Genomic DNA, 14,981 nt, shown 5'->3' with positions numbered 1-14,981 from the left:
TTAGGTTTTAACTGTTATTATTTGTGCCGCCCTGCAAGGTGCCAAGGCTGGTTTTATTCAATATTATAGGGTTGGTTTCCTGCGTATCATCATCGCAATCGCTTAGTTGGCCCTGCTGGTAAACGGTGTAAAGTTTTTCTATCAGGTCGATGAATTTGCTGTTCACTACCGGGTCCATAGCGGCATCGGTACTTACCGCTATGTGTTTAGCTTTAAGCCAATCTTTATACTGGTTTTCAAAATCAACCATCTGGTCGTGACCGATAAAGCAGATCCTCGGTAAAATATGGGCCGGTGTTTCGGTGCGGATCAGCCGCTCGGCATAAGCCCGGAACGCTGTATTACGCAACCGCACGCTGTAACCCGGCAGTATCACACAAATGCGGAACGAGTAGGGATCGAGCGGGTTACAATATTCGCCGTTGGGGTCAAGGCAAACGGGCATAAACTGGTGATGCGTTTTATCATCGCCGGTGTAATCAAATGGCGGCCTAAGCAGGATGTTTTCAATCACATACATGCCCTCCATCTTAAACCTATTTTCCATAAAATCAATAATGTAACCGATCTCGGTTTCAATAGCCGCCGCGCTAAATTCCATATCATTGTTGGTAAGCAACGTATTTTGCGCGTTAGCAATATTGTACACATATTTGCCGGCCGTTACTCCCGGGCTTAAGCGGTAGTTTTCCCTATCACAAGCCAAAACAGATACCAGGCCCAGATCTTCATAGGCATCAATCTCTTTTAAGTAATTGGCGTTGCCTTTAAATTTCACAATGCCTAATTGCGATATCGTCCAGTTGTAATGCGTGGCATCTGATTTAAACAGGGCATAATCTTCAACACTTAATTGCTGCATTTTATAGTTAGAGAAACCCAGCAACATCGAGATACGCTTTTCCATGCCCGATACATTTACCTGCTGCTGCTCATCAGTTTTGGTATTGAACAGGTCCATCGCCGCGCCGCGACAAATACTCATCTGGTCGTAATCCTTCAAAAACTTAACCTTATGCCTGATGATGTTGCGCTGGTAATCCTCGCCGTAAATGCGGTACATTAAAAACACGTACTCGTTAAACTGCTCGGCAAAGCGCGACAGTAAATGATCAAGGAATTTATTTTTCCTTTCGGGATAATTGTCCTGACCAATCTCTGTAATCACGCCATCAACCATTTGCTGCCATTGGGCGTAGCCTTCCACTATTTTATCGGCATCGCGTACGCTGTTCACCACATTGCTGAAATAGGTTTTGCGGATACTGTCGTCGGCTGTTAAAAGCACCCTGGCGTTTGAGAGCTGGGCGAAATAGTTGGCCAGTACCTGATCGTAAAATAATAGGTAAGCTTTCAGTTGCAGCGCAAGTGAGCGTTGCTCGGTAGTGGCGGTATCCGATAGCCCCAGCGGCGAGATGCCATAATTTTCGGGGAACTGGTTTTGCAGGGTTTCGTAGTGGCCTATGTCGCGGTAGTCACCTTCGGGTACGGGCAGGTCTACTATTTTTTTGGCTTCAACGCTATCCTGCCAATCCTTGCGGAGCTTGTCCAGGTCGGCATCGGCTTCGTTTTGTTTTAGTTCGATAGGAACTACGTCTTTGTAAAATGTGAAGGATGAATTGGTTTCACAAAGCACCGGCTTATGCCCGGCGGCTACGCAAAGCAACCACTCGTTTGATTTGTAGATCTTATCGGCCACCTCGGCTTGCGTGGCGGTACATCCGCAGAAACCGAACGAGATGCGTTTTACCAATCGCACGCCATCAATTTCCATAATGATGCGGTACAGATCAGACAACCGCACTTCGGTACGTAATTGCGAGGCGGCCAACTCGGCAGGGATAATAAAACCCTGTTTGGCAAATTGGGTATCGATGCCTTGCAGGTTAGCAAAATCCATTACGGGGCCTTCAAATATCTCATCGGGTTGCATGCCTTTATCCAACAGTTCCTGCAATAGGTAAAATTGAATATCGGGCGTTAAATATTGTTCGATGTTGAACATGATCTGCGCCCAGATCATTTCCGGATCGGCCTGGGGTTGCAGCTCTATCTCGGCACAAACCACTATCTCCTGCTTATCAACGGCCTTAACCTGGTCAAGGTCTTCGCACAACTCGCGAAAGTAGTGATATACCGATTTTATTTGTTTGATGATACCATCCTGTTTGGCTTTGATCTTAATTTCATCGCCTTCCAGTTCGGGAAAATCTTCAAAATCTATCAGGATATCATTGATGCCTTTCAGGTCGAATTTTACTTCCTCACCTGTTTTTGCAGCTTCGGCGTTTTTTGCATAACGCAGTAAAGCTTTGCCATCCGGCTGTTTATAGTTGGCGATAATGCTGTGCGGCGATTTTTTTATCCAGGCATTGCGCACACCATCAATCCGCACAAAAAGCTGGCGGTAATCATCGGGGGTAACCGGGTAAGTTGGTAATATTTTGATGGCCGATAGAAACTGCTGGTGCATGCTGGCCGTGTTATCATGGTCAACAGCAACAATGTTTTCTACCGGTAAGGTGATTCGATAGTTAAGATCGGTAAGGGCGTAGCATAGCATCTCGAGCGTGGTGATGCCCGGATCGTGCACGTTATAATCCGTCCAGATGGCGCTGGCCAGGTCGCGGATGTGCTGCATGCCCTCGGTGCGCAGGGTATTGTACTCAGGCCCAAGGCTGGTATCAATTTCTTTTGGTATGGTTAACTGATCTGTCATGGGCATACGGGTACGGTTTGGGTATCAATAATGTGTTGTTTGGCCGATACCAGGATGGCTTTCGAATTGCCGGCCTCCAGCACATCGGGATTTGCAGGCCCGGTGGCGGTGAAGTACATTTTAAAATCGGCTATATAATCAACATAAGATAGTTCTTCAATAAAGCGGATCATTACGCTTTTGTACAGCGTGCCGCCAAAATCAATATCGGCGTTCTGGTTAAAAGCCCAGGGCGACAGGTAATTGATCAGATCGGTATTCAACTTCGCCGCGTACAGGTTTTCATCCAGCCCGAAATAGAATTTCACTTTAAAGGACAGGGTCACTTCCTCATAATCCGGGTTGATAGTAAGCAGATCAACATGCTGCGAGTTGAGCCCTGAAAGGTATTTGGTGATCTCGCTCAGGGTATTTTTGCTTACGCGTGGTTTGAAAGGATCAAAACTGATCTGGTTGCGGATATCAGGAATAGCCACCACCCGCACACTGCCGGGCGCAACTTCGCTGCTATCATCCGTATGGTTAAGGCATTTAACCCTGAACACCTGCGGGAATTGTGCCATTACCAAATGCTCATAATCCCAAATGGTGATGGCCCGGTGTTTATGCCTCAAACGTTCGCTCACCCTTAACCGGAACGCGCCATCATCTTCAGGCAGCAGTCCGCCAAAGGAAGCATAGGGCTGTGCGATGGATTTGATCTGCGGCAGCCTATCCACCAGTTTGCTAATGGTACCGGCAGGTAGCCCGCTTGCCAGGTGAGATAGCTCGTTGTCATTATCTGCAAACTCAGCCTCGGCGGCCTGGATATGTACGTTAATGAATTTACAAACCGAATCGATAGTTACCGAAACCGGTAGCTCCACGCCAAGCCAGGTAAGGTTTTGGTTGAGGAAAGTGTTATTGGTAGTAGCACCTTCGGGGATCAAAAATTTGATAATGCCTGATCGTAAAAAATCGTTGGTATCGTCGCTGATGATATTTTTCTTATCCAAAACCAGCCACTCGTTGCCGGAGAGATAATACCATTTAGGTTGGATGGTATCTGTAAATGATGGTGCTAGTGCATCTTCACTCCCTTCGGCAACCTGGAACAGAATGCTCGCTACCGAACCTGTTTCAATACCTGCTATGCCAATGTAAAACCCTGCCAGGTCAGGCACTTTAGGCATTCCGCTGATATTGGCATCTATTAAACCATGATATTGTTTTTTAAGAAAGGCATGTTGCTCGGATTGACCAAAGGGTGTTTCGTGAAAAAACTGTACGCCGTGGTTTAAATAATCACTTAGCAGGGCGGTATTATCGTTGCTGCTTGTCAGGTCATCAATTTTGTTGGAGGCTGATGCTTTATAATCTACAGTAAGGGACGCTATTTCGGGCGTGTAAGGTTTTTCTGGTATCAGCGATGTGCGGGCGGTGTTGCTCATCGCGGCAGCAAATAGTTTTGGATAAGCATCGTGCAAAAAGTCTTGCTTTAGGCTGATGCGGATATAATTATCCTTTACCCCTGCCGAAAAGTTTTCTGTTTGCGTTTGCACCGGCTGGCTAAATTGCTGAAAGCCAATAAAGCCTAATACCGGAAAAAAGAACTGCATGGGCTGCACATACTGCTGTATTAAAGCCTTTTCGGCCTGAACACCGTTGCCTTCGTTAAACGCTCCCGATACATTAAAATACAGGTATTGGTTAATGAAATAAGAGGCCTGATTTACCGGCTGCTGTACGCCGCTGGGCTGAAGCTTAAAAGTATTATCAAGCACCGTGATCTCGCCCGCTGGCGACCAGCTCCCGTCTTTTATAAAAGAAACTTTTGCCTTAACGCTGTCTTTACCGGTTATAACAGCACTACCACCATTAGTTGTAGTTGCATTACCCGAGTTATCAAGTGTGATATCGTATTTAGCCGGAGTAAAGGATTTATTTACAAAGTTATCGCGATAAGCGGTATAGTACTTGGCCAGATCGGTAGGTACGCCCTTCCATTCTATTTGGGGCGAGATCTCTGTCCATTCCTTTTGAAAGATCTCGGCATTACCTATATAAAGCGTTGAACCTGTTTTAGGTAACGCGCCGAAAGCGAAAAATGGTTTGGATGGATCAACCTTGCCATTATCATTTTCAACCGATAAGTTTTTCATACCGGTTACAGCAACGTCAATTTTCACGTTAGCCAGTTTGGCCTTGTTTAAAACGTTATATGCCGAATAAGCATCGCCGTTAACATTCATTAACAGGCGGATAACCGGGAAATCCGTTTTATAATTTTCTTTATGAATAGCCTGGTTATAAGGGACTATAGCCTTGGCTTTAGCCGGGATCTTTACGGTGATAACCAGTTGTTGTCCGCTTACCTTAAAGGCATCGGTTACCGGAAAATCGGCCTGGATCCAATCCTTCTCTGATGTTAAAAACACCTTAAACTGGTTGCTCAATACCGAAGCGCTGAGCGCGCCAAGACCGGTAAAGTTTAACGTTAAAGCAATGGTACGGTCGCCCTCGCTCATCAATAAAACTTTTGATGCAAAGGCAAAACCCATCGAAGCCGTTGGCCAGCTGGCGTTACCAAAAGGGTTCCATTTAGGTACATCATCCTTAAAAGGTGTACCCAAACCATCTGCCGAAAAACTTACATCAGCGTAGGCAACCCTCTTGTCAGCATCAGCCCTGTACCAACTTTTCATGGCGGCTATGGTGGCACTGTTTACGGCCAGTTCGCTATTTGTTTTAAATACGATAGGCTTTGGCTTAGTGCTTTTATCCTTGCCGGCATCAAGCGCGGTGCCTTGCGGCAGCAGGAAACCGGTTAGGTTACGGGCCAGTTCAAATATTACGTGTACTTTATCGGGTACCTCGGGGCGGTTGCGCAGTTGCAACACCTGCTTAAAATAAAAATCGAGGTGGCGGCCGGTAAACTGGTTCAAGGCATCTTTAGAGTGCTGTAGCAGCATGATAAAGCTCATGAACAGGGCCAGGTGCGGCTCTACATCGCTTTTGATGCTCGGATCGGGAAAGCCCAGATCGGCATTCTGCATTTTTACTTCAACCTGTTTCAGAAAATCCTGCAGCGCTTTTTTATCCTGGATAAAGAAAGGTTTCCAATCGCCTTGAGGGTGGTCGCTGTCTTTAAGCGAGTAGTAGTTAAGTTTATCGGCATAAGCGGCCGCGAACGTTAGCCAATCTTCCATGCCCAATTCCTCAATTGGGGCGTAGGCAGGATCGAGCGCTTTCAAAAAGCGCTGCGATTGGCTTGAGCCATCACGTTGAAGCGGATTTTTATCGTTACAGGCCATGGTTAGTTCTATTTGTTGGTCATGATGCTGGTAAGGTCATTTTTATAAAAAGGGAACACGTAGTTGTACCGCGAATTGGTGGTACGCACCGTGTAATTAAGCTTGATAAGCAAGATCCCTTCGTTATCCATACTGCTGTCAACGTCGGTGCTGTTAAGCGTTATCCTGGGTTCAAAGTACAGTACGGCAGTCTCTATCAAATCTTTGATGTAGGTTTTGAGGGTAAGGTTCACGGCCTCAAAAACTACGTTTTGTAAATCGCAGCCAAAGGTTGGCTGCATTACGCGCTCGCCCAGCCGGGTGGTGAACAGTATGCCGAGGCTGCTCTCGATATCGGCCTCGTCGGTAAGCATTTCCACTTTACCGGCGTGGTTATCAAAACTGGGCGGGAAACTCCAACCCCTGCCTATAAAAGCTATTTTTGGTTCCATTTTCTTCAGCCTCCGATTATTACTGTTGGGCAGCCTAACACTATCGATCCGCCGTGGGCTGTGCTATCACCCATGCGGACGGCGGGCTTTCCGCCTATCATCACTGTGGCCGAGCCCATGATGATCGAATCGGGCGGACCGGCGCAGGTGCACATATCGCCTACGCAAACGGCGGGCATGCCACCTATGAGTACGGTTGGTACCCCCGGCCCCAATACCGGCCCGCCTACGTGGGGCGAAGGGCCGTTGAACATAGGGCATACGTGCATATCGCCTATCCGTGCTGCTGCTCCCATTTTTGGTAATTAGTTTATTTGTACAATTGAGCCTTTAAGCGTTGCCGTTCCGCTCGATTTTACTTCCACACTTGCCGATCCTTCGGCCGCGAGCGAGGTATTGGCTTTCAGGCTTACATTCATCCCCTCGGCATTAAAATCCTGCTGTGCTTTAAGCACCAGCTTGCCCTGGGTTTCAATGGTGATACCATCGCTATTCATTTTGATGGAATTGTTATTCTCATCCTTCAACTCTATCGCCCCGGCATCCTCATCCATCGTTATTTTTTTCCCGGCAGGAGTTTCGATGGTGACTGATTTTTTATCATCATCAAAAATCATTTTCATTTTGCTGCGGGTTACAAAGCCTTTTTGGTTGTTGGCATCGGCAGCCTGCAGCGGCGCGGTTTTGTTGCTGCTGTTCAGCATGCCCAGCACCACGGGTTTGCGCGGGTCGCTGTTTAAAAAACCTACCACCACCTCATCGCCAACCTCGGGTAAAAAGAAACTTCCGCGATCTTTACCGGCATCTAAAGTGGCTACGCGCGCCCAGATGCCCTGATCGTCCGGACTGATCACCGGCATGCGTACCAAAATGCGGCATTCGCCATCAGGGTCGCTTTCCAGTTGGGTTACTACACCTATTTGCAAGCCGGGTACCGCCTGGATCAATGCCGAGGCCGGTTTAATACTGGTCTCAAACTTTTCGGTAAACCATTGCGGGTCTAATCCAAATTGTACTTCCAGCTGCCAGTCACCTGCAGATACATGGTGCTGAATGTGGCTTACAAAGGCGTTGCCGTTAAAGCGGTCGCTCAGGTTGCTCAGCTTAATGATCATGCCGGGTTTTACCGTGTGGATGCCTTTAAACTTTACCCTGCCGCGCACTTTGGACAGTACCTGTTTCAGCTTCATTCCGGTTGCCCAGGCCTGTAATTCAGGTTGGGTAAGTTTGCCGCCGTGGTTCAGGTGGAAATCTTTTTCATTAAACACACCTGCCAGGTCATCGGCAGTCAGGTTGCCGTTCATCTCGCTTGATGGCGGATTACCATCAACCTTTTCAATCTCCTGCGAGGCCGGGTTCCAGGTGCGGCCGGTTACGGATGGAAACTGGATCCGGGAATCGATCTCGGCATCCAACTCCAGCATGGTGGCACCAAATGATAACTCTACAACAGGGCTCCCGCTCAATTCAGGGGCTTTAATGGTAAGCGCGTTATCATCTGTATAAACCAGCATGCCGTTTGCTTCGGCGCGGGCGGTGATGAAATCCCAGTCGGTAGCTTCGTATTGCACCAAATCGCTGGTGGTTACGTTCATGGTGGCTACATCGGCGGTTAAACCGCTGTAGTTACCGGCAAGGGTTGTGATGGCATCGCTATCCTTCACCTTTTCGCCAAAGTATTTGCTGTGGCGGGCCAGGGTCATGGCTATGGCTTTATCACGGCATTCAATTACCAGTTGCGAGCCGCTGTTGCGCAGCTTGATGCTGTGTTTTATCACCACGCCTTTAAAAAGCGTATAATTATCAGATTGGTAACCGCACAATATCTCGATGCTTTTTCCTGGCACAAACAGATCGCCGTTACTGGCATCAAACTTTTGGGCCGAGCTATCGCCATCCATAATTACCAGTTTGGCAGCGGCTATGCGGTTTACGCCTTTATCAATCACAATAGCTTCCACCTGCATGGTACGCGGTATTTCGGTACCCTCAATTTTTACAACCGGGGTTACAACGGTACCGGGCCTGGTGGTTTCTATGGTGCGGCTATCGGCCATGGTGTTATTATTGATTTAATGGTGGAAACTTGATCTTTGAACCTGTGGTTAAATACCTGAAATCGTTAAGGCCATTTACGCGGGCCACTTCAATGTAATATTTCGAATCGCCATACATTTCGTAGCAGAGCAGCGGCAGGGTATCGCCCTCGTTAATCACCCGTACTTTCATCAAATCGGGCGATTGGGCATTCTCTTTAGCTACCCGCTTCTTATCCTCAACCGAACCAATGAAACCGGCTTTTACTATAGCCCTCAGCGGCCTGCCCTGGCTATCAAACAGTTTATAGCTGATATCCATCGATTCAAGCGCGCCATCAAACTGAAGCGTTCCCCAATAAATGCTTACAAAGCGCGGCCGGTGCTTATCGCCCTGGTACTCGATAATGAGCTTTTGCAGGTTTTCGATATCCTCGTCAATCCCCAGTTCCCCGGCGGTAGCGCCATTGATCACCCCGGTACGGTCAAACATCAGTTCGAAATCCATTTTTTGCGGCTCGATCTTGGAAAACTTGGGCAGCTTGCCCGATGTGCCCTGCGCCTGCTTATCAGAGTATTTGATCTCTATCTTCTGGCTGTAGCTTTCGGGGTTCACCTGCACAAACATGGAGCCTTCCTCCTTTTTGTTCTGAGGATCGGACCAGGCCACGATCTTCATTTTGGTTACGTTATCAGGCATCAGCGTTCGTTTTTATTTTTCAATATTTCCAAAATCTGCTCCACGCATTCGGCAATGATCTCATCCTTACCGGCACCGCCACCACCGCCCTTATCTCCACCGCTGCCACCTTTCGAATCCTGTTCGGCAGGGCTTTGGTTCACGCTTACGCGGATGTTGAGTTCTCTGATCTCGATAGGCATAACATCAGGTTTGAAGGGTGTAATACTGGTACTGCAACTCAAAGCTTTCAATAGCGATGCTGTTTTGCTCGGCGTTCAAATCGCTCAGGCTCCATTTTTTTGGCCAGGCCTGCACTACATTCCAGGTTAAAAGCGGGTCGTGCTCTTCGTTAAGCAGGCTAACGGTTAGGTCTTTTGGTTCGATAATAAAGTTATTGAACACGTTATTACACCAATCCACCAGTAGTTTCGATTCGGTGATCAGCCCGCGTTTCAATACCAGCGCCGGGAACTTGGCCCGTACCGGTAAGGCATGTTCAAAACGGTTTTCACCGCCCTCCTTCCTGCTTTCGGTTTCCATCTCCATAGATAGGCCCGATACGTTCTGGAAACGGCTGTCGATCTCTTCCTCGCCAATGCCTGTAAACGTCACTTTAAAGTGAAAGCCTAAAGGCGGATAACCCGATTTAGCGTCGAAGGCCATGTTTAGCCGTTTTTAATGGTTAAACCTTCGTGTGCAACCTCCAAAGTTTCAATAGCAGCCTCGTTGGCATCTGCCTTTAAATCGGCCGACTGGATCTTAACCGGGAAGGCGTTTTTAACCGACCAGGTAACCACCGGCTGGTGCTCTTCATTCAATAGGTTGATGGTGAGGTCGCGGCGTTCTATCTGGTTTAGTTTTACGGTGTTCATCCAATCATAAAACTCATTATCGTTGGCAAAGGTGCCCCGTTTAAGGGTGATATTGCCGTATTTACGCATGCCGGGCATTTTTACCTTATTGTATTCCTTGCTGCTGCCTTCGCGGTATTCAACCACTTCGGTTTCAATTTGCAGGCCGGTAACTTCGGTAAAACCAATGCGTGTGCCACCCCAGTCAACCTGGAAATGGAATTTGGGTAGAGGATAATTTGCCATTTTATTTGTTATTAAATGAAATTCAACTGATTTGATTTATTGATTAACTCTCCAGCATTTTGTGCGAGAAACGGAGGATGATAAACTCGGCCGGGCGTACTACGGCCATGCCTATTTCAACTATCATGCGGCCCTCCAAAATATCGAGCGCGGTCATGGTTTCATTAAGGCCAACGTGTACAAAAAACGCGTCTTCGGGTTTGGCACCTTGCAGCGCGCCTGCACGCCATTGCAGCGTTAAAAAGTTCTGGATCATCACCCTAACTTTTGTCCAGGTGTTGGCGTCGTTATTTTCAAACACGAAAGGATAAGTAGCCTTTTTAACAGATTCTTCAACCATGATAAAGAAACGCCTTACCGGGATATAACGCCACTCGTTATCGTTGCCTGTAAGCGTACGCGCGCCCCAAACCAAAGTACCGCGACCGGCAAAAGCCCTGATAGCATTGATCGATTTCCCAGTAGCGGTAACATTCATATCGTCCTGATCGCTGTTATCTATTTTTACAGCAGGGCCAACTACGTTATTCAGGCTTACATTGGCAGGAGCTTTCCATACGCCGCGGGTTCCATCAACATTGGTATAAACCCCGGCTATAGCGCCCGATGGCGGGATGGTGCTTAATTTTAGGGAAACAGCAGAATTAGCAGCTCCGAAAAATACGTTGCCCGAAAACAAGGCATTCTCGGCCAGGTTTTCATAAAACAACGCGCCATTTATCAACCCTCCAAAACCGGTTAATATGGTGGCAACTGTACTTTGCAATGCCTGCACTATAGAAAGCGCTCCGGTTGCATCTTTGGTAAAATTATCGCCATTGGCAGCAGCTGCTGCATAGGTTGTATTATTTAGCCAAAGCGTATTATCCAGCGCGTTGTATACTGTTGAAGCATCGCGGCCAGCAGTCATATTGGCGCTTACCTTGCCATTTTTTTCATAACCGATGAGCGTGATAATGGCGGTTTGCAGTTTTGTATCTTTACTCAGCGCGTCGATATCATTACCATAAGCGGCAGCTACCGGTGCATCTTTAGCTTTTTTACCAGCGGTAACTATGGATGCTAACAGATCCATGTAGCTGGTTAGCATAACATCGGGGGTTACATTTTGGGCGATGTTGTTGGCGAAGCCATCCAGTTTTGCTTTAACGGCGTCAACCCCGGTTAACCTCAATGCTGTAGCATCGGCAGTGTTACTAAAAACAAAGCCAATCACTTTATCGGTGTCTTTACCGGCGTTTTGCAGGTTGGTTACCAGCGCTTTTTCGTCAGTGCTTTTTGAAAAGCCATCGTAGTTGGTGATCTTAACAGATGGCGAAGCATTATTCCAAAACTCCAACTGCCTGAAATCAACATTTACATCATAGCTTGTTATGATCCAGGGATAATAGGCCGCACCATAATTAAGGTTATTGATGCCTATCGAACTGCGGAAATTATCTATCGGCTTATAAGTAGGATCCTGCCTTTTATCGCCTTGCAATACATCTAATATTGAAAACCTATCCTGCATGGAAGCACATAAGCTCAATGCTTTAGTTTGCAAACCGCTAAAAGCTGTCAGATCGGGATTACCTGCGCTTAGTAATTCAACCGCATCCGGAAACAGGATCAGTGTAGGTTCATCTTCGGCGGTTAGGGTATCTATTCCGTTTGAGATCGGTGTAGCAGTTACCGCAGCCGAATAATCACCAACAGAAACTATATAACATGGGCCGCCCCCATTATCAAAATACTGCCTGAGCGATACATATAAATGAAAACGCTTATCGGGTGCAACGCCCAGGATCTGGTTGTTGGCCGGGTTAACCGTAACCTTAATTGTTGTCGCAACATATCCCCCGCCAAATAAACTTTCAAACTCCAGTAATGATTTTATACGGGTAGGTATGTTTGTTAACGGTTTACCGTCGGGCGTTAATGCGGATGCCGTAAAGCCGATAAAAGCAGGTATAGCGGTTTCAACCTGGGCTACTGATGGTGGGAATAGTGCAATTTCCTGCACATAAACGCCGGGTGTTTTATAAGCCATTGCTAATCGAATTAAGATTGAACCATTTTATGACTGAACTTCAGAATGATGAACTCAGCCGGGCGTACCACAGCCATGCCCACTTCAACTATAAGCCGACCTTCCAGTATATCAAGCGAGGTCATGGTTTCGCCCAGGCCTACGTGTACAAAAAACGCGTCTTCGGGCTTGGCACCCTGTAGTGCCCCCGCACGCCATTGCAGCGTTAAAAAGTTGGCTATCATACCACGCACCTTAGCCCAGGTATTACCATCATTTGGCTCAAATACAAAAGGCTGCGTTGAATTTTTAACCGATTCTTCAACCATGTTAAAGAAACGCCTTACCGATATGTAGCGCCACTCGTTATCATTACCAGCCAGGGTACGTGCGCCCCAAACCAATACACCCTTGCCAGAAAATGCCCTGATGGCATTAACCGATTTACCGGTGCTGGTAACGTTCATATCTTCCTGGTCGGCATCGTCAATTTTTACAGTTGGCGCGGCAACCATATTGAGGCTCAAATTGGCAGGTGCTTTCCAAACGCCGCGGGTATTATCTACCGAGGCATAAACGCCCGCAATAGCAGAAGCCGGAGGTAATATGAGCGAAAACTGGTCTATCTGTTGTTTGATAGTGTTATATAGATCGCTGTTTAAATGATAGATAGATGTAGCTGTGTTTTTATCATCGCGCAAAACGGCGTTAGCCGGAATGTCGGCAGGCAACACGCCCGCACCCGCAACTACTTTCTGCTGTGTTTCATCAAGAAAATAAGGAATACTTGTTTGCAACCACGGGTAGTAAGCAGCTCCGTAGCTAAGGTTATTTACGCCAATTTTACCGCGAAACTCGGTAGCTATATCAGCAAACGCTTTTTTTCCTTTATCAGCTGCGGCAACAAGGGGATCGATCAACACAACCCTATCCTGCAAAAAGGCCGCCTGTGTTAATGCCGAAGTGAATAAACCGTAGTACTTGGTGGCATCGGTAATATTAACGGCATCGGTATAAAGAATAATGGTTGGTTCATCTTCTTTTTGAACTGCATCAAGGGCTTTTCCCAAATCGGTTTCGTTGGGGGTTATCGCAGCGCCGGTTTGCCCTGCCGAAGAAATATAGCAGGGGCCGCCGCCGTTTGCAAAGTAAAGCTGCAAACAGTAATACATTCTGAATTTCAAGGTAGTGTAGGGATCGGTAAGCACGGTATCCAATACAAAAGCGGTACCGCTTTTATTGATCTTGATACCTGCTGCGCCCGTTGTTATGTAAGCCGTATTTTCAGCAAAACCGAAGATCTGCTCATACTCCTTCAGGGATTTGATCCGGGTAGGAACATTTAACAATGACGCCCCATTGTAGGCGATGTTTTGTGTGTAGCCTATAAAGGCGGGGATAGCCGTTTCAACCTCGGCCACCGATGGAGGTAGGAGCGGAATCTCTTCCACGTAAACACCTGGAGTTTTGTATGTTGTTGCCATATTACTGTTTTTTAAATCCTAAAAAAATATGTCCGAAAAAATTTGGTTCGTTTCTGGTTTAATGAGCGCCGCCGTAGCGTTGGGCAGATCGGTAGTGGTTGGCTTGTTGTTTTTATCCTTCACTTTCACCGTTATAAAGCCCTGCCTGGTTAATGGCAGCGCGTTGTCAGTTACCGATGCCGGCCCGAATAATTTGCCGACATACCGCCAATAAGTTGCCCTGTTTTTAAAGCGCAGGCTAAACACCGGCGATTTCAGCGTAGTATCGGCCTGCAACAGGTTATACACCGCATTACCTGTTTTTACACAGATATCAATAAAAGCCCAGGCCGATGCGTCCTGGCTGTAGTAAAAACTAAAATCATCTTTATAACTGTTATCGGCAGTGCTGATGTGCGCCGAGTACAAACCCTCGGGCAAATCCCCCATATCGGCTTTAAGGGTGTTGAGCGCGCCTGTTTCCATATTGGTGATCAGGTTAACCGAATTGCCGCTCCTATCTTTAATAACCAGGTTGGGTGTTTTACCCGCAACAGATACCTGGTAGGTAAATATGCGGCCGGACTGGCGGATCAGATCATTGCTGCTTGCATAGGTTAAAGGCTTCCCCCCTATCAGCGGATCGGTGATCCAATTGCCAGCCGGTGTGCTACCCAGAGTTGGGTTAAGACTGTTTTTTTTCTGGGCGATAAACAACTTGGTTGGCGCTGCAGGATTATCTACCAGCATATCGCCGGGATAATAGTTTGTACCTGCTTTGTACTTGTTTACAGTAGCTGTTAATGATGGCGATACCCGCGGACTATAAGCCGGATCATTAGTAAAATAATACACCATGCCCATTGGGGCCTGTAATGGCAATGAACTGTAATTAGCGAAAAGCCCATCAGTTATAGCCAGTTTAAAACTGAACACCAGGTTATCGGCAGGTACAATTTGCGGCTGTTTTTTGCCTGCGTTTAACGTAGTGGGCACACCGGTAATGATACCTGTGGGCGTTTGTTTAAAAACTACATGTAAGCCTGCAAATTTTGCAAGGGTAACCGCTGTTGGGGCAATGCTCATGAAACTACCTACACTGTAGCGCTTTAACATATTTACCTGCGCATCGGCCGTAAGCGTGTCAAAAGGCTTATCCCCGTCGTCCAAATGATAATGGTGACGGATATTGATCTCGAAAAGCGTTTCGTAGTCCAGGTTAAGTATCATTGCAGGTTATAATTTATTG

12 protein-coding genes are annotated in these 14,981 nt (G+C 47.1%); all 12 read right to left on the bottom strand.

The features are described from left to right. Positions 1-7: 7 nt before the first annotated feature. Genes AAFN85_RS20740 through AAFN85_RS20685 form a run of 12 tightly spaced genes read right to left on the bottom strand, consistent with a single transcriptional unit; the run spans position 8 to position 14,962 of the window. Positions 8-2,719: a hypothetical protein gene (locus AAFN85_RS20740; RefSeq protein ID WP_347529525.1), complete on the bottom strand. Its 2,712-nt coding sequence runs from the start codon at positions 2,717-2,719 to the stop codon at positions 8-10. Further along, the gene (locus AAFN85_RS20735; RefSeq protein WP_347529524.1) at positions 2,716-6,012 is read right to left on the bottom strand and encodes a hypothetical protein; all 3,297 of its coding nucleotides are present in this window, start codon (positions 6,010-6,012) and stop codon (positions 2,716-2,718) included. The genes AAFN85_RS20740 and AAFN85_RS20735 overlap by 4 nt, the downstream gene beginning before the upstream one ends. An 8-nt stretch (positions 6,013-6,020) precedes the next feature. Then, a complete protein-coding gene (locus AAFN85_RS20730) occupies positions 6,021-6,443 on the bottom strand; it encodes a GPW/gp25 family protein (RefSeq protein ID WP_347529523.1) in 423 nt (140 codons plus the stop codon). 5 nt (positions 6,444-6,448) lie between these two features. Next, positions 6,449-6,739: a PAAR domain-containing protein gene (locus AAFN85_RS20725; protein ID WP_347529522.1), complete on the bottom strand. Its 291-nt coding sequence runs from the start codon at positions 6,737-6,739 to the stop codon at positions 6,449-6,451. 9 nt (positions 6,740-6,748) lie between these two features. Beyond that, the gene (gene vgrG, locus AAFN85_RS20720; RefSeq protein WP_347529521.1) at positions 6,749-8,500 is read right to left on the bottom strand and encodes a type VI secretion system tip protein VgrG; all 1,752 of its coding nucleotides are present in this window, start codon (positions 8,498-8,500) and stop codon (positions 6,749-6,751) included. A 7-nt stretch (positions 8,501-8,507) separates the two neighbouring features. After that, positions 8,508-9,179: a LysM peptidoglycan-binding domain-containing protein gene (locus tag AAFN85_RS20715; protein ID WP_347529520.1), complete on the bottom strand. Its 672-nt coding sequence runs from the start codon at positions 9,177-9,179 to the stop codon at positions 8,508-8,510. Next, a complete protein-coding gene (locus AAFN85_RS20710; RefSeq protein WP_347529519.1) occupies positions 9,179-9,361 on the bottom strand; it encodes a DUF5908 family protein in 183 nt (60 codons plus the stop codon). The genes AAFN85_RS20715 and AAFN85_RS20710 overlap by 1 nt, the downstream gene beginning before the upstream one ends. Positions 9,362-9,365: 4 nt before the next feature. Beyond that, positions 9,366-9,824: a phage tail protein gene (locus tag AAFN85_RS20705; protein ID WP_119408241.1), complete on the bottom strand. Its 459-nt coding sequence runs from the start codon at positions 9,822-9,824 to the stop codon at positions 9,366-9,368. 2 nt (positions 9,825-9,826) lie between these two features. Continuing rightward, positions 9,827-10,258 carry a phage tail protein gene (locus AAFN85_RS20700; RefSeq protein ID WP_119408240.1) on the bottom strand — a complete coding sequence of 144 codons (432 nt, stop codon included), beginning with the start codon at positions 10,256-10,258 and terminating at the stop codon, positions 9,827-9,829. A 43-nt stretch (positions 10,259-10,301) separates the two neighbouring features. Next, positions 10,302-12,290 carry a phage tail sheath C-terminal domain-containing protein gene (locus tag AAFN85_RS20695; RefSeq protein ID WP_347529518.1) on the bottom strand — a complete coding sequence of 663 codons (1,989 nt, stop codon included), beginning with the start codon at positions 12,288-12,290 and terminating at the stop codon, positions 10,302-10,304. Positions 12,291-12,301: 11 nt separating this feature from the next. Beyond that, on the bottom strand, positions 12,302-13,753 hold the full coding sequence (locus AAFN85_RS20690; protein ID WP_347529517.1) for a phage tail sheath C-terminal domain-containing protein: 1,452 nt from the start codon (positions 13,751-13,753) through the stop codon (positions 12,302-12,304). Between the two features lie 18 nt (positions 13,754-13,771). Beyond that, a complete protein-coding gene (locus tag AAFN85_RS20685) occupies positions 13,772-14,962 on the bottom strand; it encodes a hypothetical protein (RefSeq protein WP_347529516.1) in 1,191 nt (396 codons plus the stop codon). Positions 14,963-14,981: the final 19 nt, after the last annotated feature.

The sequence above is a fragment of the Mucilaginibacter sp. CAU 1740 genome, from assembly GCF_039839285.1.
GTDB lineage: Bacteria > Bacteroidota > Bacteroidia > Sphingobacteriales > Sphingobacteriaceae > Mucilaginibacter.
Note: the sequence above shows the minus strand (reverse complement) of the source record. Positions and strands in the feature narration are given on the sequence as shown.

Coding starts and splice junctions, on each gene's coding strand:
- AAFN85_RS20740 (WP_347529525.1), bottom strand. CDS start 2,719: ATGACAGATCAGTTAACCATACCAAAAGAAATTGATACCAGCCTTGGG.
- AAFN85_RS20735 (WP_347529524.1), bottom strand. CDS start 6,012: ATGGCCTGTAACGATAAAAATCCGCTTCAACGTGATGGCTCAAGCCAA.
- AAFN85_RS20730 (WP_347529523.1), bottom strand. CDS start 6,443: ATGGAACCAAAAATAGCTTTTATAGGCAGGGGTTGGAGTTTCCCGCCC.
- AAFN85_RS20725 (WP_347529522.1), bottom strand. CDS start 6,739: ATGGGAGCAGCAGCACGGATAGGCGATATGCACGTATGCCCTATGTTC.
- vgrG (WP_347529521.1), bottom strand. CDS start 8,500: ATGGCCGATAGCCGCACCATAGAAACCACCAGGCCCGGTACCGTTGTA.
- AAFN85_RS20715 (WP_347529520.1), bottom strand. CDS start 9,179: ATGCCTGATAACGTAACCAAAATGAAGATCGTGGCCTGGTCCGATCCT.
- AAFN85_RS20710 (WP_347529519.1), bottom strand. CDS start 9,361: ATGCCTATCGAGATCAGAGAACTCAACATCCGCGTAAGCGTGAACCAA.
- AAFN85_RS20705 (WP_119408241.1), bottom strand. CDS start 9,824: ATGGCCTTCGACGCTAAATCGGGTTATCCGCCTTTAGGCTTTCACTTT.
- AAFN85_RS20700 (WP_119408240.1), bottom strand. CDS start 10,258: ATGGCAAATTATCCTCTACCCAAATTCCATTTCCAGGTTGACTGGGGT.
- AAFN85_RS20695 (WP_347529518.1), bottom strand. CDS start 12,290: ATGGCTTATAAAACACCCGGCGTTTATGTGCAGGAAATTGCACTATTC.
- AAFN85_RS20690 (WP_347529517.1), bottom strand. CDS start 13,753: ATGGCAACAACATACAAAACTCCAGGTGTTTACGTGGAAGAGATTCCG.
- AAFN85_RS20685 (WP_347529516.1), bottom strand. CDS start 14,962: ATGATACTTAACCTGGACTACGAAACGCTTTTCGAGATCAATATCCGT.